Raw genomic sequence first — 26112 nt, forward strand, 5'->3', positions numbered from 1 at the left:
TTTATATTTTCCCTGTTCCCTCCTTACCCTTTGTTTGGGCAGAAGGTAACGAATTCAACAACGTTTTTGTTCGATACGGCAAGTTTTTCAGATGCAAGACTGCTTTTGTCTGAAGTCGTTTCGCCTGCTTTTTGTTCGATAAGATAGATTATGCCGACCTTTCCTTCGCTCTTCCTTCGCTCTTCCTTCGCTCTTCCTTCGCTCTTCCTTCGCTCTTCCTTCGCTCTTCCTTCGCTCTTCCTTCGCTTCATGCTTGCCTCTAAGCAGGGACAACAGCACCAAATTCCGTTCGGTTTTTGTAAGGCAAACCTGCATGTTTTCCGCATCTGGAGCGGGATACAGAAGCAAAGCCGAAGCAAACGTTGTGCAATGATAGTGAAAGCCTAATGCAAGCATGGAGCGAGGAAGGTGCAGCCTTGGTACGGACTTGGTGCGAGGAAAGTGGACGATACATTTTATCGGCGAGTTGATAAAATCTCGGCTTTTTTATTTATGTTTGTAACTCTAATCAAAAGACGATGACATTACACGGTAAACATATCGTTTTGGGAATCACCGGCAGCATTGCCGCATACAAAGCCGCCGTTCTTACACGCCTACTCATAAAAAAAGGAGCCGAGGTACAAATTGTGATCACCCCCGCAGGAAAAGCATTCATCACACCTGTCACTCTTTCGGCATTATCCGGCAAGCCGGTGATCAGCGAATTTTTTGCTTCAGCAGACGGCACGTGGCACAGTCATGTCGACCTCGGTCTTTGGGCCGATGCTATGATTGTGGCTCCCGCCACTGCATCCACCATCGGAAAAATGGCAAACGGCATAGCCGACAACATGCTGGTTACCACTTACCTTTCCATGAAAGCTCCGGTCTTTGTTGCACCGGCCATGGATCTCGACATGTATCGACATCCCGTCACGCAACGTAATCTGCAGCTGCTGAAATCGGATAACGTACACATTATCGAACCGACCGTAGGCGAACTTGCCAGCCATCTCGAAGGCAAAGGTCGCATGGAAGAACCCGAAAACATAGTCGCTATTCTCGAAAATTTCTTTACGCAACGCGATATCCTCCTCGGAAAAAAAATCCTCATAACCGCAGGTCCTACCTACGAACGAATTGACCCCGTACGCTTCATCGGTAATTTTTCTACCGGAAAAATGGGCTATGCCATCGCCGAAGAATGTGCAGCTCGCGGAGCCGAGGTTACGCTCATTTCCGGACCCACGGCCTTGTCGGTTACACACCCCGGCATCCGCCTCATAAAAGTGGAATCGGCCAACGAAATGTACGAAGCGGCTATAGACATCTTCCCCCGGATGGATGCCGCCATCCTGTCGGCAGCGGTTGCCGATTATCGGCCTGAACATACGGCCGACGAAAAAATGAAACGTACCGAAGGGAAGAACATTTCAATCACGCTTATACCCAATCCCGACATCGCCGCCGCACTGGGCAAAATGAAAAAACCCGGTCAGCTGCTTATCGGTTTTGCGTTGGAAACGACCGACGAAGAAGAAAACGCACAAAAAAAGTTGGAGAAAAAAAACATGGATTACATCATTCTGAACTCGCTAAAAGACGAAGGAGCAGGATTTGGTTATGACACCAACAAAATCACCATCCTCTCACGCAACGGGGAGAAAAAAACGTTCGGATTAAAAACCAAAAAAGAAGTTGCCAACGACATCATCGAACATACCTTAATACCCTTTTTCGAAGAAAAAAAGGAGACGGGCTCATGAAAAAACGGATTCCTTTTCTCTTTTTCTTTTCCCTTTTCTTTCTCTTTGGTAAATTCCTAACCTTATCGTCTGATGCGCAGGACTATCCCTCACTGACTGATGCGCAAGACCATGCCGCTGTAGCTTTTGCGCAAAACTACACTCCCCCGCTAAAAATTAATCTCCGACTAAGTGCCAATTTCGGAGAGCTGAGAGACAGCCATTTTCATTCGGGTATCGACATCAAAACCAACGGTAGCGCCAACCAACCCGTTTATGCTGTTGCCGATGGTTATATCTCGCGCATCAGCATTTCTCCCGGAGGTTTCGGGCATGCGTTGTACATCGATCACCCCGACGGTCACACCACGGTTTACGGACATTTAAACGCCTTTTCTCCCAAAATAGCCGAGTATGCCGAACATAAACAATACGAACTCGAACGTTTCCGCATCCAGGTATTCCCTGCTCCCGATGAACTTCCCGTAAAAAAAGGGGAACAAATTGCCTTGAGCGGCAATACCGGATCATCGGGTGGTCCGCATCTGCATTTCGAGATCCGCGACACCCGCACGCAAGAACCACTGGATGTACTGGATTTTTTCGGCAACTCAGTAGTTGACACCCGAAAGCCCGATATCCGCGGCATCGCCTTTTATCCGGTCAAAGGCAAAGGCGTTGTCAACGGCAGCAGCAATCCCCTCCGCTTAACCATAACCAAAAACAAATCCGGCGTCCCCCTCCCCCCAACACAACCAATTTACGCCTGGGGGCGCATCGGCGTGGGAGTAAAAGCCTACGACCGCATGGACGGACAAAGCAACATATACGGCATCAAACACGTACGGTTGGTCGTCGACGAAAAACCTGTTTTCCGAAGCACCATCAACCGCTTCCCCTTTTCCAAAACGCGCATGCTGAATTCCCATATCGATTTCGAAGAAGTCCGCAATCGAAATTCCTACTTCATGAAGTCGTTTGTCGAACCCGGGAACACCCTCCCCTTTTACGAAACGGTTAACAACGGCTTCATCGACATTCGTGAAGAACGCGATTACCATCTGCGTTACGAACTCGAAGATTATTACGGCAACACCCTCATCTACCCTTTCGTGATTAAAGGGATGCCGCAACCCGTTCCGCAAGCGGAAAAATGCACCCGTTTCATGGTATGGAATACGGACAACACTGTTGTCGATGTCAATTTTTCGCTACACATCCCTGCGGGAAATTTCTACGACAATTGTTGTTTCGCCCATTATGCAACACCATCCACCAACTACCTTTCCGATATTCACCAGGTGAACCTTTCGCCTGTTCCGCTACACGAAAACGCCACACTGTGGATTAAAACCAACACCGACATTCCCGAATACCGACCAAAATACGGTATCGTAAAAATCAACCAAAACGGAAGGACAAGCTGGATGGGCGGAAAATATAAAAACAGCGGAGTGGAAACCACTATTAACGAATTGGGACAAAAATTCGTCATCGACCTCGACACCCTCGCTCCCAAAATTACACCCCAAACACCCGAAAAATGGGTGGCAAACCGTCGTATCCGCATCGCGGTAACCGACGATAAAAGCGGCATCCACTCGTTCAGGGGCGAAATCGACGGCAAGTTTGTCCTCTTCTCGCACGACGTGAAATCCCGCTATTACACCTGTGTTTTCGACGATAAGCGGTTAACCCGCGGCCAAAAACACCAATTGGTCGTTACGGCAACAGATGCTGTTGGAAACACCGCCGTTTACCGGTACGAATTTGTGTATTAGATCAGTCCCAAGGTTTCCATTGCCAACCGGATTTCCTTCTCGCTCCCCGTGTGTTTGCCCTCCGAATCCGAAAGTTTGACACACTCCTGCCATTTGTCGGATGCCGTCATCTTGCATCGGAAAAGTTTCATCACGATATTCATTCCTTTGATGTTGTTCCCCACATCGGCGGTTAAATTAGTGCCGATACCAAACGTAGCCCCGATACGATCGCCACAATAGTTTTTTATTTCAATGGCCTTGTTCACATCCAAACTATCCGAAAAAACAATATACTTCATCTTAGGATCTATCCTGAGCTCCTCATACCTTTTTATCGCCTTATCCACAAAAACGAACGGATTGCCGCTATCCTGTCGCAGGCTGGTAAACAAGGCCGCATGTTTTCTGCTGAAATTCCTGAAAAATACGTCGCTCGTATAGGTATCCGTAAGAACCGTACCCAAATCACCGTCAAATACATTAATCCAATCTTCCATCGACATGAAATTTGCCATCTTGTAACCATACACCGATCCATGAAACTGCACCCACTCGTGCGGATGCGTCCCCGCCACATGAATATGATGTTTATAAGCCATATACACATTGCTGGTGCCGAAAAAACTTTTCCCCGCATATTGTTTCAGTAACTCGGTAACCCGATCTTCCACATCGAAACTGAACCTGCGCCTCATGCCGAACAACGAAAACACAATGTTGTTTTCCTTCATTTTCGCGGCTTTTTCGATAGCCGCCTGCTCCATATAGGCCATATCGGGTTTTTGTCCGGTTTCCCTGAAATACAGCTCCGAAACGGTCGCCAAAATAGGCGTTTCCCACAACGTAATCCGATAGAGCAACCCCGATGCCTTGATGTGCAGTTTGTGATTTTCCATCGTAATCTCCACTTCCGAAGGATCAAATCGAAGTCCTTTCAGATAATTGATATAAAAAGGCGGAAGGTAAGGGATATTTTCACGCAGGAATTCCTCCTCTTCTTTTGTTAAATGCAGCTTCGACATCTCATGCAGCTCCTCGCGCAGCAACGCATCAAAACCGTCAGGATAATCACCATTGTACCTATCCACAAATTCAAACTCACCATACGCGCGCGGAAACAATTTGGAATACGCATAGCTTGTAGTCAGCTTATACAAATCCGTATCCAATATACTTTTAATTATGCCCATTTTCTCTTTTTCTATTTTAATTATCGTTTCTCTCTTTTTCCTGCATTGCTTTAATGGTTTCTTCCATCAGATATTCCAAATCCCATCCCAACATCTCCGCTCCTTTTTGAATAACCTCACGGGAACAACCTGCTGCAAATTTTTTGTCTTTGAATTTCTTTTTCAGCGACGATGTAGTCAAATCCAGTGTACTTTTGCTCGGGCGCATCAGAATGGCAGCACCGATTAAACCGGTCAGTTCATCGGTTGCATACAACACTTTCTCCATCTCATGTTCCGGTGGCACATCGTTCTGGGTAAAACCATAGGCATGCGAAACCACTGCCCGCACGATTTCGGGATTTATCCCCGCTGTTCCCATTATTTCGCGCACCTTTATGCAATGCTCATCAGGAAACGCCTCAAAATCCAAATCATGCAATAAACCTACCAATCCCCAAAACTCTTCCTCCTCGCCATATCCCAAGATACGGGCAAAATGCCGCATCACCTCTTCCATCGTTTCGCCGTGCTGAATATGAAAGGGCTCTTTGTTATATTGCTGCAACATGGCAAAGGCTTCCTCACGGGTAATTCCCGGATTTCGTCGCCCTGAATCAGTTTCAGGTAAATGTTTTAATACTTCCATGATGATATATCTTTTTCTAAAAAATAATTTTGCAGGTACGAAATTATTAAAAAATGTTTTTTCACAAAAAAATAAACCGCTTTATTTCCTCATCACTTTTAAAATCAACTTATTTAACATCTCAATCGCTTCTTTGCGCAGTATTTTGACTAATTTTGCCGAAATATACGCACAATCAATGAAAGGTGTAACAAAAATATGCAAAGGAAGCCGCTCTCTCTTACTGTCCTCTTTTTTTTGATATTTACGATAGCTATAGCACAAAACCAACCCCGAAAAAAAGTGGGCGTAGTGCTTAAAGGGGGTGGCGCCAAAGGATTTGCTCACATCGGCGCACTTAAAGTACTCGAAGAAGCCGGTATTCCCATCGACTACATCGCAGGAACCAGTATGGGAGCCATTGTTGGCGGACTTTATGCCGTGGGATATGATGCCAATAAACTCGACTCAATTTCGAGAACGCAAGATTGGCTCTTCCTCCTAAGCGACAACACGGCTCGCGAAAACCTGCCCCCACAATTGAAAGATGCTTCTGAACGCTATCTTGTTTCCTTGCCCTACCGGGTAGAATTCAAAAAAAGATCCGGCAAATTGAGTCTTCCCACAGGAATGATCATGGGCCAAAATCTCTACAGTTTGTTTTTGAATTTAACTATCGGATATCAAGACTACATGGATTTCGACGATCTACCTATTCCTTTTGGCTGCATAGCGGCCGATATTCGAACGGGTAAAGAGGTAGCCCTCAGAGAGGGAGTGCTGGCACAAGCCATACGGGCAAGCATGGCCATCCCCGGTATGTTTGCCCCCGTCGAAATAGATAGCATGCTCCTCATCGATGGGGGCATCGTCAACAACTATCCGGCAGATTTGGTAAAAGAGATGGGGGCGGATGTGATCATTGGCGTAACCATTTTGCCCGATAAGAACGGTAAGGAAAAGAATAAGGAATCACTTGTGGAAGTGATTTCCGGACTAAGCAATTTCTTGGACAAACAAAAAGAGGAAGAGAACATTCGAAACACCGATATTTTGATTACAGCCGATACCCATCCGTACGGAATGTTGAATTTCGAAAAAAATGCCATCGACACGATCATCTTGCGTGGCGAAAAAGCAGCACGCGAAAAATGGGACGAGTTGATGGCGCTGAAAACGTCATTGGGCATCACCGAATCCGACTCTCTCAGACAAACCATCGTAAATCCGTATATCGAAATGGATTCTCTGGAAATTGAAAGCATCCAATTCATAGGTCTTTCGCCTAAAGAAAGTGTGGAAATGCTGAAAAGAATCCGGCTCAAAGACAACAAAATCACCCGTAAAGACCTCGAGACATTGACATCACAAATCTATGCAACCGGCATGTTTACACGTGTACTCTATCAACTCAAAGGAGATTCACCGTTTCGTCTGGTTTTTGAGGTCGAAAAAAAGGATTTCAAAACCCTGAACCTTGGCTTGCGATTCGATACTGACGATATAGCAGCGATCTTGGCCAACACCACAATCAGGCCGGCTTCATCGCTAAACTCGGTCATCAATATCACTACCCGCCTCAGTAAAAACCCCTATTTCGTTGCCGACTATTATATCAACCACGGCATCTTTTACCGCGGTGGCATTTCCTATAAATTGAGCCGTAACGAGATCAATATCTTCGACCGCGGAAAACGCAGTTACAGTTTCGGCGTCACCCTAAATTCACTCAACCTCAACTTCTCCGAATTTTATTTCAGTAACGTCAAGCTCCATTTTGGTCTCAATTTCGACAATTTCTATTTCTTCTCCACGCTTGCCAATCATACCGATTTCCAACGCATCGGTCTAAACAATAAGCTTTATGTCAATTATTTCCTTGAAGGTGTGTACGACAACCTCGACAAGAGCTACTTCCCAACCTCCGGACAATATTTTTCGTTCCGCTATACCCTTCACACCGATAATTTTTACCAAATGAACCACGATTTGCCGTTGAACGCTATCAACCTGCGATTTTTCAAACCCATCAAAATTACCGACAAACTCAATCTTACCCCCGAAATTTCCGGAAGAGCACTTCTTCACGCCCCCGACAGCATACCATTGATATACAGCAATTTCGTTGGTGGAAAATTTGACGGACATTATTTTCCCCAACAAATCGCCCTACCGGGATCGGGAGGTATGGAAATCCTGAAAAATTCCGTACTTAAAGCACAAGCCGATATCCGCTATCAATTAACGCCCACTCAATACCTCTACACTAATCTCCATGTTGCAGTTCACAACGATAAGGTATTGAAAATTTTCAATGGTTCCTATTTCCCGGGCATCAACCTCGGCTATTCCTACCTCACTGTCGTCGGACCGCTATCGGTGGAAGTCGGGTATTCGGGACTATCCAAAAAAACCCATGCTTACGTAGGAATCGGACATTATTTTTAGCTTCCTTCCCCACGTTTTTTTCGAAGTGTGTATCCCTGTGTGAACGAATAGTTACGGATATATCCGGTTAAAAAGGGGGGTTCGTCGAGAAAAAACACGGGTTAATCTATTTTGTTTGGAGGTGTAAAGAGATAAACCTAATTTTGATCTTGTAAGTAAACGAGAATTTATTTATTACACCAAAAAAATGAAAAAGATATTTTATCTCATCCTTGTTTTGTTTGCCGCCGTTATGCCGATAAAGGCACAAACACCCTCATCATCGGGCACGGGAACCATCTCGGGCAAACTTATCGATCAAACTACCAAAGAGCCGGTTGCCTTGGCCAATATCCGCATTTTGCAACAGAAAGACAGTACGTTCGTCACCGGTCAGGCAAGCAAAAACGACGGCACTTTTTCCATTCCCGTTAAATACGGATCCTACATTGTTCACATTTCTTTTCTCGGATACAAAGACATTTATAAAAATGTTCAGGTAAGTGCCTCCGCTCCCGCGGTCCAATTGGGTACCCTTCTTTTTTATCCTTCTCAAATTGTCCTTTCCGAAGTAGTTATTGCAGCAAAAGCACCCGAAATTCGAGTCAAGGGCGATACACTGGAATTCAATGCCGACTCCTACAAAGTTACCGAAAGTGCGGTTGTGGAAGATTTACTGAAAAAAATGCCCGGCGTCGAAGTGGACAAAGACGGAAAAATCACCGTGAATGGTCGTGAGATAAAAAAAATACTGGTCGACGGAGAAGAATTTTTCAGCGACGACCCCAAAGTAGCTTCCAAAAACCTGCCGGCCAAAATGGTAGAAAGGCTGCAAGTATTGGACAGGAGATCCGAAATGGCACAAATGACCGGCTTCGACGACGATGACGAGGAAACCGTCATCAACCTCGTGGTACGCCCGGGCATGAAAGAGGGATTGATGGGTAATGCTTTTGCCGGTTATGGAAGTAAAGACCGTTATGAAGCCAATGCAATGGTCAATTACATGAAGAACAAAAACCAATATACCTTTATCGGCGGACTTAACAATACCAACAATGCCGGATTTTCCGATTTGGCCACAAGCATGTTTAGCGGCATGGGAGGCCGCGGAATGCGGGGTATGTTTGGTGGTCAAAGCGGTGTAACCACTTCAGGAATGGGAGGGTTCAATTTCAACACCCAATTTTCCGAAAAGCTCAAACTCGGCGGCAACTTGCGTTTCGGATCGACCAACAACGATCTCCTATCAAAAACCTACACCCAAAACTTGTTGAGCGGCGGAAATACTTTTGAAGACGAAAACGATGCATCCAACAACAAAAGCCAAAATTTCAATATGGATTTTCGTCTGGAATGGACTCCGGATACGCTAACGCGCATCATTTTCCGTCCCAATGCGGGAATATACGATAACCGGCGCACCGAAACGGGCGACTTTCTCACCCGTAACGAAACCAACGATACCATCAACAGCGGCGATTCGGAATATTTCTCCGAAGGAAACGGAAAAAATATCGGTGCACGTCTGGATGCCAGCCGCGAACTGGGAAAAGAAGGACGCATCCTCAGCATCCAACTCAGGGGCGGAATCAACGATTCCGAAAACAAGGGAAACAATCTTTCAAACACGTTCTATCACGGCACAAAACCCGACGATATCATCGATCAGAAATTCACCAATACCAACAACAGCAAAAACTGGCAAGGGTATATTTCATATGTCGAGCCTATTGGAAGAAACAACTTCGTCCAACTGGCCTACCGCTACCAACAAAACCTGTCGAAATCCGACAAAGACACCCGATCTAAAGATGCCGCAGGCAATTACACGGTTCTCGACTCGGCCTACAGCAAAAGGCTCGAAAACAATTTTGTGAATCAGGAAATCGAGCTCAACTTCAAGGCACAACGAGAAAAATACGATTATACCCTCGGATTGAGTATACAACCTTCGAGCTCAAAGAGCAAAACGTTTAAAGGCGAGGAGAAAATACACGATCTCGGTCAAAATGTGGTCAATTATGCCCCTTCGGCACAATTCAATTACCGCTGGAGTCGACAGAACAACCTGCGCATCCGTTACTTCGGCCGTACGAGTCAGCCTTCGGTAACCCAACTGTCACCGGTTGTGGATATTTCTGATCCGCTGAACATCACTTACGGAAATCCGGACTTGAAGCCTGCCTTTAACCATCAGTTAAACATCCGTTACATGAATTTTGTACCCGAAAAAAACAGCTCCATAACTTTTTTCGGTAATGGCGGATATACATTCAACGATATCGTCTCTTCCACCTTTACCGATCTTGAAACCGGGCGAAAAGAAACTACCTACCGGAATGTTGACGGTAACTGGAACGCCAATGGCCGACTCATGCTGAATCTGCCGCTCCGAAACATCAAGTTTTCCGTTTTTTCCATGAGTTCTGCCGGTTATACCCTCTCTAACGGTTTTTCGAACAACGAAACAAATGTAAGCCGACGCACCAATCTTGCACAAACTTTGGGACTGAACTACCGTTCGGATATTATCGATTTCGGCATCCGCGGCAACATCAGTTACAACAACGTCAGAAACAGTTTGGAAGGTCAACAGGATCAGGAATACTTCAATTATAACGCATCGGCCAACACCACCATCTATCTGCCCTACGATTTTTCTATCGAGAGCGATATATCGTACTATACCAATTCGGGTTATTCCGGCGGTTTTGAGCAAGAGGAGTGGCTTTGGAATGCCTCATTGCAAAAACAGCTCTTCAAACAAAAAAACGGCACCCTGCGTTTTAAGATATACGATATCCTGCAGCAACGCAGCAACATCAGTCGAAGTGTCACCTCCAACTATATTCGGGATACAACCACCAACACCCTTACCTCCTACTTCATGTTCCACTTTGTCTATCGCTTCAACCTCTTTAAAAATGGTGCAACACAAGCCGACATGATACCGGGAAGGGGTCCGGGTGGTGGACCCGGCAGGGGACATGGTCCTGATGGCGGACCGGGTATGTTTTAAAATAAATCATCCTTTATGCTTCGAGCATAATACTAACGATCGTTTTAGAAAATATGATAAATGAGAAAAATTTGATCACCAAGAAAGATTCCAAACGTTCCGTAGACAACATATTTATCCATATTTTGGTGTGGTTCATTGTCTTTGGTCTCCCGTTGTTTTTCTTCGACAGAAGAAACGTTTTCAGCTGGTCCAACTTCTGGCGATCTACCTCTGCCCTGTTGTGCTTCATGACGGTTTTCTATGTCAATTATCTCTATCTCATCGATAAATTCCTTTTTCGGCGTAAAACCAAAGAATTCATTATCATCAATCTCCTGCTGATCATCGGACTGGCCTTCCTCATGCACTTTTCCCACGAATTCATCAACAGCCTCAACCTCGACGGCCGTCCGCTGCGCCGAAGAAGAAAATCGCCTCCGCTCCTTCCCTTCATCCTCAGCAATATGTTTTCGCTTACGTTGGTTGCAGGACTGAGCGTTGCCATTAAAATGAGTATTCACTGGGTACAGCTCGACAATGAACGCAAAGAGCTCGAAAAAGCAAAAACGGAAGCCGAGCTGCAAAACCTCAAAAACCAAATCAATCCTCATTTTCTGCTCAACACGCTCAACAACATTTATGCCCTTGTGGAATTCAATCCTGTTCGGGCACAACAAGCCATACACGATTTGAGCAAATTATTGAGGCATATTTTATACGACAACAACCAAACTTTTGTACCTTTGTCTCAGGAGGTGGACTTCATGCGGAATTACATCGACTTGATGCGTATACGGCTTCCGGACAACGTTGAGCTGACAACGCAATTCGATTTACAACCCGACAGCGACACCCGTATTGCACCGTTGATATTTATTTCGCTCATCGAAAATGCGTTTAAACACGGCATCAGCGGCAACAAGCCCTCGTTCATTCGCATCAGCCTGTCAGAGAACCCCAACGGGATTGTGCAGTTTTCCTGCGAAAACAGCTACTTCCCCAAAAACGAATCCGACAAAAGCGGAAAAGGAATCGGGTTGACACACATGCATAAACGGTTGGATCTGCTCTATCCCGGCCGATACATCTGGGATAAACGCATTTCGAACAACACCTATTCTACCACCCTGATTATCGACACGAAAAAAGAAAACGAAAATGATACTCAGCTGCTGGATCATTGACGACGAACCTCTTGCACTCGACCTGTTGGAATCGTACGTGCAAAAAACCCCGTTTCTCAAACTCACGGGGAAATATTCGAGTGCGTTGACAGCCATGCATGACCTCGAAAATCAAGCGGTCGATGTCATCTTTCTCGATATCCAGATGCCTGAACTGGACGGCCTCGAATTCTCACAACTTATCAACCCCCAAACACGGATTATTTTTACCACCGCTTTCAGCGAATATGCGGTCGAAGGCTACAAAGTGAATGCACTCGATTATTTATTGAAACCCATTTCGTATGCCGACTTCCTCGCTTCTGCAAAAAAAGCACTGAATTGGTTCGACATGGCCAAAAAAGCAGCTCAAAGCGAAGAAAAAGAAAAAGAAAGAACCGGCCTGTTCGTAAAATCGGAATACAAGCTGGTTCAAGTACTCTTCGACGACATTCTCTACATCGAAGGGTTGAAAGATTACATTAAAATCTACGTAAAAAACGAGACACGCCCCATCATCACCCTCATGAGCTTAAAAAACATGGAAGACACCTTGCCCTCCGACCGGTTTCTGCGGGTGCACCGTTCGTATATCGTACAAAAAAACAAAATCGAGAACATCAACAAAAACCGTATCACCATTGCCGGCCATGAAATATCCATCGGCGAAACCTACCGACAAAATCTCATGGATGAGATCGGCAAAGGCTGATTTCTCCCCTCGTCACCTGAATTCAACCGTTGTTTCTGCCGGAATCAACCAAGGTGCGGTAAACCTTGCTTTAATTTCTCCGGGATCAGCACCTTCATATTTGATGTAAGCCACTATCCTTCCATGAAATACACGATGCTTGTTATCGGTATAATCGCTCATATCCGTATTGTTGCTTGCTTCCATCCCTAACAAACGCGCATTTCCGGAAAGATGACACGTAATCTCATCATCCGAAATCATCACCGGAAAACCATCTTCGTCAACCACTTGAAGAATAATTCGGGCAATGCCTTCTTCCCGATCCACACGCTGCTCATCCTTTATAATTTTAAGAGCATGAGGCCTTTTCGAAGTGCGGATCTCGTAAGTGCTTATTTCGTTATTATTGGTATCCAAACCAATAACTTTCAACATACCGGGTTCATAAGGGATATCCCAATAGATAATACCCGTTTCATCGTTATAATCTTGCACCGCGCCGATCTCCCTGTCGTTAAGCATCAGTTTGGCCTTTGCGGCATTGGTATAACATACCACCCGTATGATTTGCCCTTCCTCATAATTCCAGATCGGCCAAGCATCCATCGATGGCGTTTTCTCTACAAAATCTGCGTTTTTCTCTGCTTCAAGCTGAGACCAAACGTCAATCAGCCGATTTTTTCCACCTTTACCGGGAGTAGGATAGGTGCCCAGATAAGCCATCGGCTTATCCGACCAAAGCGATTGACGGAAATATCCTCTTGGTTTGATAGACCCTCCAAAATCGATCAATCCGGAATAAAATCCCCGTGAAGGCCAAGGTCCTGATTCACCCAGATAATCGATCCCGGTCCATAGGAATTGACCGAAAATGAACTCCTTGTCGCGGACTGCTTTCCATGCACTCATATCGTGTCGGTTTTCACTGCCGAATATCACTCTGTCGGGATATTTTTTGTGATCGACATCATACCTGCTTTCCGTATAATTGTACCCCGTTATGTCCAAAACAAAAGGATATTCGGTTTCATTCGACATGGCCACACCCGCCAAACCGGCAGTAGTAGGACGCGAGCCATCATATCTTTTTACCACTTTAACCAACCGTTTGGCAATCTCACCCAATCGCCGAGCATCGGGTGCATCTTTTTTGTATCCGCCGAAAATCGGCTGGGTGAAACCGGTATCGGCACCTCCGTCAAGAACAGGATGCGAATACGGATCGTTGGGATAATCGACTTCATTACCGATACTCCAGGCAAAAATAGAAATATGATTCCGATCACGAAGCACCATATCGGCCAAATCGCGTTCACCCCATTCCTCAAAAAAATCATACGATCCGTCAAATCCCGGAGTGCCCACATTCCATCCTTCGATCCATTTGCGTTTGGGAAATTCCCATTCGTCAAAAGCTTCATCCATCACCAAAAATCCCATTTCATCACATAAATCGTATAAATCGGGAGACTGCGGATTATGACTGGTGCGTATGGCATTACAGCCGATCTCTTTGAGCCTTAACAAACGCTGCCGCCAAACGTCCTTGGGAACTGCTGCTCCCAACACGCCGGCGTCGTGATGCAGACATACGCCTTTCACTTTCATCCACTCTCCATTAAGCGCAAACCCCTTATCCGGATCGAAAGTATAACTTCGAAAACCTGTTTTAGTAACCGAAGAATCGATTTCTTCGCCATTTCTCAGAAGTGTTGTCTTAAGCGTATACAAATACGGTCGGTCAATGCTCCATAAATGAGGTTTTGAAACGGAGAGAGCAATTGAAAGCGTTGAATTTTCACCTGCGGCAATCGATAAGTTGTTCTTCCGTACGGTCACGATTTTACCCTGACTGTCAAACAGTTCGTTCACGACCGTTAAATTCTCCTTATTTTCTCTTCCGTTGGTCACCTCAATTTCGACTTGTAAAATTCCTTTTTTAACATTAGATTCCGAAGGATAAGCATACACACCCCATTGTGCAATATGTACAGGATTTGCATAAATCAACCACACGTTGCGGTAGATACCCGAACCGGTGTACCATCTCGAGTCGGCCGCGCGACTGTGATCTACCCATACCGCAACCACATTTTCCTGACCATATTTAATATAAGGGGTAGCATCATACAAAAAAGAAATGTAACCGTTTGGGCGTTTACCCAGCAGGTGACCGTTAAGGTACACCTCACTTCGGTTGTAAATGCCTTCGAAATAGAGATAAACTTTCTCACCCGACTTCTCGGCAGGAATAGTCATGCTTTTGCGGTACCATCCGATTCCTCCGGGAAGATACCCCATACAACTGGCATGAGTAGGACTTAATGGCTGGCGAATGCTCCAGTCGTGCGGCAACTCGACCCTCTGCCATCCGTTGTCATTAAAATTCTCTTCTTTCGCTGCAGGAAGATCCTTCAAAATAAATTTCCAATTTTCATTCATTTTCTCGGCTTTGCCAAATCCACATTGAGCAGCAGAGTTTCCAACATATAAAAACAAAAAAGAGAGAAAAAAGAAATGTTTGATTTTTATCATTTGGTTCCTATTATTTTGTGTTTTGTATATTCCTTAACTTGTTTATTTATTTTTGCTTTGCAAGTAACGCACCATCTCACAAGATGCCAAGAGAAAAGCTCCGACACCGAAATTGGCTGTCGAATGGGCATCAACCACCTGACCCGGAATTGCTTTTTCTCCAATCGGTTGCACATACCCTACTCTTCCATCGGGCTGAAGCGCCGTATTCTGCAGATAATCCCACGATTTTTTTATTACAGGTTCATATTTTCCCATATCCAAATAACCATTATTCATTCCCCACAAAAAAGCGTACGCAAAAAAAGCTGTACCACTCGTTTCCGGTCCCGGTGCATGTTCGGGATCAAGCAAACTGCGTGTCCAATACCCTTGAGGCTGTTGGCAAGCAGCCAATGCTTCAGCCATCGACCGAAACCGTTCGATATACACAGCGCGATGTGGGTCGGTCTTTGGCAAATCCCGCAAGACCCTGGCAAAAGCAGCAAAAACCCAACCGTTACCACGCGACCAAAAATCTTTTTTCCCGTTAACCGTTTTATGCTTCGGGTACACATATTTGGCATCACGGTAATACAATTTTTCTTCTTTATCATACATCAGGCTGTCGGCATAACTCCAATATTCGTATAATTTTTCCGGATAAAGCGGATTACCGGTAACCACATGCAACTTGGTCATCACCGGCATCACCATATACAAACCGTCAGCCCACCACCAGTAATCTCGCCTGTTTGTACTCATCTGATATTCCATCACCTCACGAGCTCGTGCAATTTTATACGGTTTCGGATCTATCCGATAGAGATCGACATAGGTCTGAAAACACACCTGATGATCACCAAAAAGCACATATTCGTCCGTTTCTCCATAGGTATATTTCCATGCCTCTTTATCGTCCGATTTGGCCCCCTTCCATTCGTTGTATTCGGCCCATCTCAAAGAATAATCGAGATAAGGCGGGTTTTTCGTCAAAAAATAAGCTTCCATGTTTCCTGTATGATAAGCGGCATTATCCCAAAAAGTATTCACCTTAGGCAAATGGTTTTTTTGCCAATAATCATTAACTTTCCAAATGATTTTCAACACTTCATCCGCTTCCGCTTGGGATTGACCATAAGTGGATAAAAAAATGAAAAATAAAGTCGAAATTGTAACACTTAATCTTCTCATATTGCATTGCTTTTATTTTTCTGCTTCTAAAATATATACAGGTTGGGGTGACAATAAGCCGGTCTTTTCACCATCTCCCTGGTCAGTATGTTGTACAAATAGATGCAGCTTATGTTCTTCTCTCCACAATTCCGTATCATAGGTCGGTTCCCAGGCACCAACCGAAAAATCGGTCAAATCCCGCATTTTCCAAATCCCCTTTTCAAGATCCCGTGTCGATGCCAATGAAACTTTATCTCCCCGTTCCTCATCCCTGAAAATATAATAGAGGTTATTCTTTCCGCGCTCATTATCAATAACAAGTTGAGGTCGCGATATGGGAATTCTCTTGGTTCCCCCTCCCTTCAACGTAAAAGGCGTTTTGCGCTTGGAAACCTGCTGCATATGCCATGTTTCTCCATCGAACCAAACCAGGCGATATTGCGGAACGGTACTTTCTCGATCGCGCCAATAGGTAGCTATATAGGGATTGCCGTTCTCATCGGCATACATGCCGGTCTGATTGATCAGCTCGCTGTCTTGCGGAATATACCATACGTACTCAGCATTCTCGGCAGTAATGGGAAGCCGGTATTTTTCTCCATCCGATTTTTCCCACGTCGCACCGCCATCGCGCGATCGCGCATAACACAAATCGTGATTGGTGGCCACATCCGGCGTCTCGCGCCATACCCATGAGAGATGAATCGTGTTGGCATTATCCACATACAATTGCCAATAGGCATTCCGCTCATTTTCTCCGTCGATCAACACATCCTGCACCCGATGCCATTTTTTTGTCTTCACATCGTACCGGTTCACAATCAGGTTTCCCCGACCTGAGCCACCCGATCGGTAAACAAAGATCAAATCGCCATTCGTCAGCCGATAAAATTCGGGATAAGTCACTTCTGTTTCATCTCTTCCTACCATCATTTCCTTATTCCCCAGTATCAATGATCCCGGTCTGAGACTTCTACAATAGTTTAGCGAACTTCCGTGATGATTAAAAGCCACATGCAAAAAACCCTCGCTATCCACCATGATACTGATCACGTTATGCGCATCCTTGCAGTTGCCTTTATACTGCGAAAGATAAAATGTCCATTGGGTACTCCCAAGTTCTCTCTTCCCCAATGTTAAATACCCGTTTTCATCATAAAAAGCAATATATTGAATACCATTATGGGTAACGATCGAATTTTTACGAAAAATTGCTGTATTAACAGAAGTTTGACTGTATCCCTGTTTTCCTGTAGGAACCAACTTTTGAGGATATCCGGTCACGCCGATCAAAAACAAAAACAAAAAAAGAAGAGTACGTCGCATTAAATCCTTTTATAAGTAAATTGACACGAATAATTACAAAAAATCCAAATCCCACTCATCCATCCATTCCAGGTAAGGAATATCCTTTTCAAACTTTATCGGCAACCACATGTACCGTCCATCGATAGGAAATTTCGGCCTCCACATATCCCCCATGAAAACATATGCATCTTTCTTGCCGTAAACCTGCTGTACAAAAGTACCCTGCCCTCCGAAAGTAATTTCCGATTTTTCTCCTCGGCACGGATTGACATGCTGCTTCCACGGTCCCCATATCGATGGAGCAGAAAACAACCTCGCTGCATTGGGTTCCCAACCCGTGCAACCCGATGTAATCATCCAGTAGTTGCCTTTTCTTTTAAAAATGGTTGGCGCTTCGTTGTGTCCTCCCGGCGCCACGCGAATATATTTTCCGGTATGACCGGTATAATCATCCGTAAGTTCCGCAATGTGCAAGGTGAGATTTTCTTCTGAAGCATAAATATGATAGGCCTTTCCATCATCATCCACAAACAGGGTCATATCTCTGGCCATTTGTCCTTCCTCAAGATCTCTCTTCAAAAACAGCCCGTTCTCCACCGCTTTATACCACGACGGAGTCCACCAAGTCGAATATTTCTCGGGGTCGAATTGCAATTTTCGAATATCCACCGGCATGTCGAACGGAAAAAAACCTTTATTGATACGTTCGGAAAGAACAAAGATATACGGCCCTGTCACTTCATCGCTTATAGCCAATGCCGAGCGTGCAGCCTTATATCCCTGTCCTTTCAACTCCAAATGAAACCACATCACAAACTTGCCGGTTTTTTTGTTGTAAATCACTTTCGGACGTTCCATTACACATCCTTTGGCAATATCGCTCGTCGGATCATCCGAAACCGGCAACACCACTCCCTCGTATTTCCAATTAACCAAATCATTGGAAGAATAACAATTGATCCCGACCTGCGCCGCATTACTGTTTTCGCTCTTGTGCTCACCAAACCAGTAATAGATACCCTCATGATAAAGCATGCCCCCACCATGGGCATTGATATGCTCGCCCCGGTCGTCCAACCAAAGCCTGCCCGGACGAACCACGTGCTCTTTCTTCTGATAGACCCTCACATAATCGATTTCGTATTTCATCGGAAAAGCGGACACATCAGGCTCACCTCCATTGGCTCCCAACGCCAAATTCAACAACAAATAATGGGGTTGCTTAAACGGATGGGTATAATTGCCCCATGCACCGTTTACGGTTTCGTTCAACGACACTTCATTCAACAATTCGTCATCAAGATACAATTTAATGGAATTTTCATCCCAATCCATCCTCCAGACATGAAATTCTTTTCCCCAATTGCTGTTTTTCTCAAGAAAATGACGAAAGGGAATAGCTTGGGTTCTCCACTCCGCCTTAAACCGCTCATCCGTTCCCCATGCCACATTGGCAAGAAGATGAGGGTCGTTGTTTATCCGGTAATATTCCATGATGTCGATTTCGCCACACGAAGGCCACTCCATCGTTGTACCCAACGTCCAAATGGCCGGCCACGAACCGCTTTCCAATGGTATTCTTGCCCGTATTTCAAAACGCCCATACAAAAACTCCTTTTTACCTGCTGTTTTCAACGAAGAGGAAGTATATTCGATAAACGGCCGCGACCTTCTCCAATCGGTATGGCTGGCCTTTACATAAAGAGGATTGGGTTTATTTTCACGCCTCCCTTCAATAATCAGTACCCCGTCTTTACAATACGCATTATCATCCTGATACCATTGCAATTCCTGATTACGCACAAACCCATTTTCGAAACGCCAATATTCGGAATTCGGTTTCCCGTTTTCGTCAAACTCATCGCTCCATACCAATGTATATTCCTGTGCGACAAGGCTTATTGAAAAAGATAAAAAAATACACGTACACAGCAAGACACTTATCGGGAACTTCAATATCTCTTTTTTCATTTTCTTCTAGTAATTTACGGGATAATCTTTGTTGAATTTGTCGTTTCTGTAAGCCTTTTTCGCTGTCCAATCTTCAGTCTTCGCAGTCCAAAAACTATCGTTGGCGGGCAAACCTAACGGTAAAAAACTTTCCGAAGTAAGATACATGCTTCCATTGTTGCTGTAGCTGTCACCCAATTCAGGCTGATGTCCGGCAAAACCGATCGTCAGAAAACCATCTTCGTTGAAATTGGAAGGATTGTTGAAAATACGTTGATGCACAGCAACCAACGCAGCTCTCACCTGCCCTTCCGTCAGTTTATCGGGCAATTGCTTCCGCAAAGCAAGTAGCGCCAGCGGCTGAAAAGCACCGGTACGATAGGTCAACGATCGGCCGATAGGCGGAAACGTTCCCTCAGGCGAAACAAGACGCTCCAAGTGTTCACAATACCGCTGTATCCTTCTCAATGCCTGCTCATAAATTGCTTTCTCCATTCGATTTGCCTCAACCATCACTTCGGTCACCTTCAGTAACATAGGTTGAATCACAAACGAATTGTAATAATCAAAATGAAACCTCTCCCCATCAGCATACCAACCGTCACCAACATACCATTCGTTAATTTTCTTTACCGCCAAATCCACACGCATCGGATCGTAATCTTCGCCCACCGACAACAAAAAAGCCTCATTCATAGCTGCAAAAAGCAACCAGTTTGAATAAGGCGGTTTCACGCGACGTAACAATTTCAATTCTGTCACGATTCGCTCTTTTGTGGTTTTGTCCAGCGGTTCCCACAAGTGTTTCGGTGCCCTTAGCAGCGCACTCGAAAAGAAAGCCGAATCCACCAGCGGCTGTCCTTCTTTTCTCCAAAGCAAATAATCGGGACTTTTCGGATCCACCGCATGAACATAGCTCATTAAGGCTTGTTCGCGTAGCTTTTTTCGGACTTTCCCTTCCTCGGAATCGTCATCGGGCAATGTCAACCACGGAGCAAGGCCATCCATCAGCCGACCGAAACACTCCAGGTAAGCTACCCTCTTATCCCGGCCATCCCATGTGGGGCTCACCTCAACCTGCATTTTCTTGTGAAGTTCGCCTTTCGACATGCTTTCCAGCACCGGTGTCGCCATATCGGCGAGCAATTTCCACAAATATTCACGATCCGATCCGGGAACATGCGTTGAAAAAATCTTCTCCTCACCTTCATTTGCGGCATGAGCATATGACGGCAGCATACCTGCTGCTGCCGTCATTCCCATCGCCTTAATAAATTTACGTCTAAACATTCGTTAACTATTAATTATCCTCATCAAAATTATTGAAATTATTGCGCCCCCTGCCCCGCAACTGTAGGCCAACCAGGGTTTTGATATATTGGTGATGATGATATTGTTTTTCCGTCTGTTGAAGTTATAAGAAAATGCTGAATAGCTATTGGTTGTAAATAATGAGCCATAGCCCATCTATATCCGTCATACACCAACGAGCTTCGAACTTTTTCATAAGGTCTTAAAAACACACTCCTTTCAGGAGAAGAAACGTTTGCTTCATCTGTTCCATAAATCAATTGTGAAGTACCATCTTCATTCTTATACCAATCCTGCATCTCTCCCCAAATTTTTATTCCTTCGACATGATAAGGATTATCAATCATCTGATCCATCGCTCTCCAACGTCGCAAATCCATATATCTAAGCCCTTCTGCCATAAGCTCATTGCGGCGTTCCCTTCTAATGTTGTATAAAGTCGGGTTTAGTAAAATCCCTTTTGAATAAGCCCCCCAATCGTTGAGTGCTTCTTTGCTCATATCTGTTGCAGTGATAGTCTTGCTATAATCGGGATCCACTCCGGCTCGAGTACGAATTGCTCTCCAATATTCATCAGCTTTAGAATCAATGGTTCCGCTTTTTTCATAGCAAGCTTCAATATAATTTAACAAAGCTTCAACGGCTCTAAAAGTAATTGAGCCTGTATAAGACTGTCCGTTTCCACACTGATTCTGATAAAATGAACCACCCTTTCGCAATGCATATCCTGTACTATAAGCTTTTTCTGCTGATGCAGCTGTAATATTAGGTACTGGTTCAATAGGAACTGCATGATCACCTTCTGTCGATTCATAAATGATATTTTTTTGTCCGGGTTCCTTTAAAAAGAGCGATAATCGGGGATCCCTATCTTTTCTAACATTAGCTATATTGTCATCCCCTTTGTATCCACTGTTGTTGGCATATATAGGCAAACCATTTTTCATCAAAAAGCTCTCGACCAAACCTCTCGTGACCCCAACACCGTAATCTCCAAATTGTGCAGCAACAACAACACAATGGGTAATACCAAGCCCCTTGCTATATTCACGCCACAAAAGCACTTCATCATATCCCGACAAATCAACCGAACCAAACATATCCATATAAGGATTAACAGGGTCAGACGCAGATTGCTGAACTTCTCCAGTATTTACAGTTAACTTATTGATATATTTATCGGCAACCTGTTTTGCCGCATCCATCGACTGCTGAAAAAAATAATCTATTTCACTATCGATATTCCCTGTAGAATAAGTATAATCGGCATTATAATCCTTTTCATTACCTGGCCATCCTTCGCCATCAGGAACAAAAGCAGTTCCTTTAAAATATTTTAACCATGTACCTTCAAATAGGGCAACTCTTGATTTCAGTAATAATGCAACATCTTTTGTTATTCTCGTTCTCCTACTATCGATGTTCGTGGACAAAAATTCTATTGCCTTATCCAGATCACTTAAAATGAATCGAGCTACTTCATTCCTCGGGCTCCTTTTACTGGCTTCAATCAATGGATCTAATTGATCCGGCAATGGTTCTGTTATTATAGGGAAATCTCCAAACTCCTGATATCTCTTAAAATATTCATACGCTCTAAGAAAATAAATTTCTCCAATATAATGCTTTATATTAACTTCTGATCCGCTAATCTCCCCTGAATTATATCTTGGAAGGACCTTTGATAAAAAATAATTACAACTGTAAATATAATTGAAATACCAATCACCTCCCGTCTGTCCCACTCTCCATTGGCCAGGAACATATCGGTTATCATAAGTTATATATGCCTGATTATCTGTATGTTGGTCTATCCCAAAAGTACCGTAGCTCCAATTTGCATGAGAAGGTAATATATTGGTATATAAGCCATTAGCATAAGCAGCTAATTGTGATTCTTCATTTAAATAATTTTCAGGCGTAATTTGACTTTGAGGAATTTTATCCAAAAAGTCATCGCAAGAAACGAAACTCCCTATTAAAAGGAATATGCTTAAAATACATTTTATTATACTCAAATTTTTCATAAGAAAATAATTTAAAGTGTTATATTTAATCCAAGAGAAAATACTTTTGATAATGGATAAGCATTCCCATTTTCGTCTGCTCCTCCACTTATTGTTTCAGGATCAAACATTTCAGCTATTTTTGTTCCAGTCCATAAATTTTCACCTGAAACAAATATTCTAACTTTACTTAAATTCACTTTTCCTGTTAGAGTTAAGGGCAGCGTATATCCCAATTGTAGGTTTTTTAAACGAATATAAGAAGCATTTTGTAAATAACGCGTTTGCACTTGCTGATTTTTACTCGTTCCAAATATAGGACGTGGGTAATATGAATCTAAGTTGACATCTAAATGATTTGATACTTCATCCCTAAAATAATCCACATGAGGGACTAAACCGCATGACCACCATTTGTTATCTGTTACACCCCAAAAATAATAGCTTCCTTGCCAATAATCTCTTTTCAAAACACCTTGGAAAAATGCTCTGAAATCGAAACCTTTCCAATCTGCAGAGAGGTCAATTCCGAAAAGATAGCGCGGCGTGTTGTTACCTATTACCTTTAAATCTCCATGATCATCCAATGTATAAGCACCATCGTCAATTTTCCCATCGTCGTTCAAATCTCTATACATAATATCTCCAGCTTTCCAGTCACTACCCAATGCGTTTTGCCCTCCCTTTGTCAAAGAAGCTAGATATTCCTGTATTTCTGAGTCAGTTTTTGCTATTCCAATCGTCTCATACCCCCATATTTCTCCCAATTTGCGTCCTTCTAAATACTTACTTAATGTATTTGTAGGATTAGGATATTTTGTTATTTCTGTTTGAGAATCAGATAAGAGTAATTTCGCGCTATAACCTAATCCATTCTTCAAGCGATCCCTCCAAACTATCTCCAAATCAAACCCATAAGTTTTTAGATCAGTATTATTCGTTTTAGGTACATCAATACCAAGAACAGCTGGTAATTCTTGTGCTGGTCCAATCATGTCCTTTGTTCGTCTAATGTAATAATCGAAAGATCCAGTCAGCCGGTTTCTCAAAAGTCCAAAATCGATACCAATATTCCAGTTTTCAACTTTTTCCCATCCCATCGTTGAACTGACCAAAGCAGGAACATAAGCAGTATTAGGACGAGTTCCATTTTGAAGCCAACTTCCTTCATTAGAATGAACAGGCATAATTTGGTAGGTAGGATACCAATTTGTCGTATTCTGGTTCCCTAATTCCCCATAAGAAACTCTAAATTTAAACAAGCTAATTATTGGTGATAATGCTTCCCAAAAATCTTCTTGGGCCATATTCCATCCTAACGAAAAAGAAGGAAATAAATTCCACCTTTGATCTTCACGAAATCGAGAAGTTCCATCATATCTTAAGTTAATTTCCGCCAAATATTTATTTCTATAATCATAATTAATTCTTGCAAAATAACCTGCAGTACTCCAAGAATCTCTAGATCCATTTACGGAAGGAGTTATAGGATTACCATTATAATCAAGACCTGTAGTGAGATCTACTTCAGGTAGTTCAGGTACTATTATTCCATCACGCTGCACTCCAAATACTGTCCTGTCTAAATTCTCAGCCTGAAATCCTGCCATTAATTTTAGATTATGTGTCTCTCTCAAGGAAAAACTGTATTCCGTGTATGCATTAACATTAAAATAATTATCATTGAAATAATCCTCGTGGACATTAGAACTACTTTTATAGACATATGGATTTCCGTTAACATCGTGATTATATGTTCTTTGTGAATCCCAATGTCTTTCTGCTGTTGTTATTCGATAATTTAAATCAATATGGGTAATCCAATTCTTTATAGGTTCAAAGATCAAAAAACCCTGATGATACGTATTATCCGTTATACTCTTGTCTTTTCCACCTGTTGCCAGCCCAAGTGCAGGAGAAGGAGAAGAATACAAATATCCATTAGGGTCATATAAAGGCAAAGTTGGCCAACCTTGTCTTGCAAGATCCCAATACAAATCATCGGTCATAGCAGCTGGCCTTTGGTAATTTTCACGAGAAAAACGAAAATTATAACCAAATCTCAGCCAACTGGTTAATTCCGAATTGATTTTACCTGATGCCGTATAACGATCATAAAAATCTTTTGATAATTTCATTAATCCATTTTGATCCAAATAATTAAATGAAGTATAAAAAGTAGTTTTTTCACTAATTCCTCCACTCGCACTAAAATTATGTTCTTGACCATATGTTGTAGATTTATATATGGCATCATACCAATCCACATTATCATTCCCATAAGCATATCCATCTGCCCAATATTGAGGATTACTTGGATTAGGAATAATAGAATATGTTATTTTACCCTCCTGATAATCTTTAATCCTCTGTAAATGTTCAGAAGAAAAATGTGGACTCCATCCAGCATTAATAGAAGCATCATTAAAATAAGTGGCAAAAGTATAAGAATCCATCATATCGGGTTTCAAAACAGGAGAACCCCATCTAAAATTATTGTTATAACTCATTGTTACCTTACCTGGTTCACCTTTTTTGGTTGTAACTAATATAACACCGAATGGAGCTCGTGATCCATAGATAGAAGAAGCTGCTGCATCTTTCAATACAGAAATACTTTCTATATCTTGCGGATTAAGAGAGTTCAAATCACCTTCTATTCCATCAATTAATATCAATGGATCTCCTGTAGACCCTTCTCCTATTGTTGTCACGCCTCTAATGTTTATACTGGGTTCTGACTCCAAACTTCCATTGGAAGATGAAATATTTAAACCCGGAACCAATCCTTGCAAGGCTTGTGTAACATTTACCACCGGCCTTGACTCAATCTCTCTTGAACTTGCCGTACTGACCGCTCCCGTTAAATTCACTTTTTTCTGTGTGCCAAATCCTACTACAACCACCTCTTCCAGCATCTCACTCTCTTCTTCCATCACAACATCTATAGCCGTCCTCCCGTTCACCGAAATGCTTAAAGGTTTCATACCCACATAGGAGATTTCCAGCGTCGCATCTGTCGGAACATTGCTCAACGTAAAAACCCCATTCATGTCGGTTACTGTTCCAATGGCTGTTCCTTTTACCCGAACAGTAACCCCGATAAGCGGCTCGCCCTTTGTATCTTTTACCGAACCTCGAACGGTAAGTTCTTGAGCAAACATTGTTAGGGAAATCATCCATAGAAAAACGAATGCTATCCCTTTTGTCAAACTTAATGAAATCTTTTTTTTCATTTTCATAATTATTATTTTTTAAATGATAAATTTTTA

16 protein-coding genes are annotated in these 26112 nt (G+C 43.4%); 6 read left to right on the forward strand and 10 right to left on the reverse strand.

What is annotated here, in order from left to right; genetic code table 11:
• Positions 1-23: 23 nt before the first annotated feature.
• Positions 24-251, reverse strand: coding sequence for a hypothetical protein (locus OLM34_RS00630; protein ID WP_264404487.1), 228 nt, complete (start codon positions 249-251; stop codon positions 24-26).
• A gap of 267 nt (positions 252-518) precedes the next feature.
• On the opposite strand from OLM34_RS00630, the gene coaBC reads away from it, so the two are divergent.
• Both coaBC and OLM34_RS00640 read left to right on the forward strand, forming a co-directional pair.
• On the forward strand, positions 519-1748 hold the full coding sequence (coaBC, locus tag OLM34_RS00635; RefSeq protein ID WP_264404488.1) for a bifunctional phosphopantothenoylcysteine decarboxylase/phosphopantothenate--cysteine ligase CoaBC: 1230 nt from the start codon (positions 519-521) through the stop codon (positions 1746-1748).
• Entirely contained in the window at positions 1745-3508 is a 1764-nt protein-coding gene (locus tag OLM34_RS00640) for a M23 family metallopeptidase (RefSeq protein ID WP_264404489.1), read from the forward strand. The genes coaBC and OLM34_RS00640 overlap by 4 nt, the downstream gene beginning before the upstream one ends.
• Here the strand turns inward: OLM34_RS00640 and pncB are convergent.
• Together pncB and OLM34_RS00650 are read right to left on the reverse strand one after the other, a co-directional pair.
• A complete protein-coding gene (gene pncB / locus OLM34_RS00645; RefSeq protein WP_264404491.1) occupies positions 3505-4680 on the reverse strand; it encodes a nicotinate phosphoribosyltransferase in 1176 nt (391 codons plus the stop codon). The genes OLM34_RS00640 and pncB overlap by 4 nt on opposite strands.
• 16 nt (positions 4681-4696) lie before the next feature.
• Positions 4697-5308: a hydrolase gene (locus OLM34_RS00650; RefSeq protein WP_264404492.1), complete on the reverse strand. Its 612-nt coding sequence runs from the start codon at positions 5306-5308 to the stop codon at positions 4697-4699.
• Between the two features lie 198 nt (positions 5309-5506).
• Here OLM34_RS00650 and OLM34_RS00655 point away from each other — a divergent pair, with 198 nt between their 5' ends.
• The 4 genes from OLM34_RS00655 to OLM34_RS00670 all read left to right on the forward strand — a co-directional run bounded on the left by OLM34_RS00655 (position 5507) and on the right by OLM34_RS00670 (position 12593).
• Positions 5507-7735, forward strand: a complete 2229-nt coding sequence (locus OLM34_RS00655; protein ID WP_264404493.1) for a patatin-like phospholipase family protein — start codon at positions 5507-5509, stop codon at positions 7733-7735.
• A 187-nt stretch (positions 7736-7922) separates the two neighbouring features.
• Complete coding sequence (locus OLM34_RS00660) at positions 7923-10736, forward strand: outer membrane beta-barrel protein (protein WP_264404495.1); 2814 nt, start codon at positions 7923-7925, stop codon at positions 10734-10736.
• A gap of 53 nt (positions 10737-10789) precedes the next feature.
• Positions 10790-11902 carry a sensor histidine kinase gene (locus tag OLM34_RS00665; RefSeq protein ID WP_264404496.1) on the forward strand — a complete coding sequence of 371 codons (1113 nt, stop codon included), beginning with the start codon at positions 10790-10792 and terminating at the stop codon, positions 11900-11902.
• Positions 11877-12593: a LytR/AlgR family response regulator transcription factor gene (locus OLM34_RS00670; RefSeq protein WP_264404498.1), complete on the forward strand. Its 717-nt coding sequence runs from the start codon at positions 11877-11879 to the stop codon at positions 12591-12593. Before OLM34_RS00665 ends, OLM34_RS00670 begins: the two co-directional genes overlap by 26 nt.
• A gap of 12 nt (positions 12594-12605) precedes the next feature.
• On the opposite strand, the gene OLM34_RS00675 is transcribed toward OLM34_RS00670, so the two are convergent.
• From OLM34_RS00675 to OLM34_RS00705, 7 genes are read right to left on the reverse strand one after another with little or no spacing between them, the layout of a single operon-like run.
• On the reverse strand, positions 12606-15110 hold the full coding sequence (locus tag OLM34_RS00675) for a glycoside hydrolase family 2 protein (RefSeq protein ID WP_264404500.1): 2505 nt from the start codon (positions 15108-15110) through the stop codon (positions 12606-12608).
• A 42-nt stretch (positions 15111-15152) separates the two neighbouring features.
• Entirely contained in the window at positions 15153-16283 is a 1131-nt protein-coding gene (locus OLM34_RS00680; RefSeq protein WP_264404502.1) for a glycoside hydrolase family 88/105 protein, read from the reverse strand.
• Between the two features lie 12 nt (positions 16284-16295).
• A complete protein-coding gene (locus tag OLM34_RS00685; RefSeq protein WP_264404504.1) occupies positions 16296-17591 on the reverse strand; it encodes an alpha-l-rhamnosidase in 1296 nt (431 codons plus the stop codon).
• Between the two features lie 33 nt (positions 17592-17624).
• Positions 17625-19544, reverse strand: coding sequence for a family 43 glycosylhydrolase (locus tag OLM34_RS00690; protein WP_264404505.1), 1920 nt, complete (start codon positions 19542-19544; stop codon positions 17625-17627).
• Positions 19545-19550: 6 nt separating this feature from the next.
• The gene (locus tag OLM34_RS00695; RefSeq protein ID WP_264404507.1) at positions 19551-20813 is read right to left on the reverse strand and encodes a DUF2264 domain-containing protein; all 1263 of its coding nucleotides are present in this window, start codon (positions 20811-20813) and stop codon (positions 19551-19553) included.
• 38 nt (positions 20814-20851) lie between these two features.
• Positions 20852-22861, reverse strand: coding sequence for a RagB/SusD family nutrient uptake outer membrane protein (locus OLM34_RS00700; RefSeq protein ID WP_264404508.1), 2010 nt, complete (start codon positions 22859-22861; stop codon positions 20852-20854).
• Between the two features lie 11 nt (positions 22862-22872).
• Positions 22873-26082, reverse strand: a complete 3210-nt coding sequence (locus tag OLM34_RS00705; protein WP_264404509.1) for a SusC/RagA family TonB-linked outer membrane protein — start codon at positions 26080-26082, stop codon at positions 22873-22875.
• Positions 26083-26112 lie beyond the last annotated feature (30 nt).

Origin of the sequence: Anaerorudis cellulosivorans (assembly GCF_025943985.1) — a bacterium.
GTDB classification, from domain to species: Bacteria; Bacteroidota; Bacteroidia; order Bacteroidales; family Dysgonomonadaceae; genus Anaerorudis; species Anaerorudis cellulosivorans.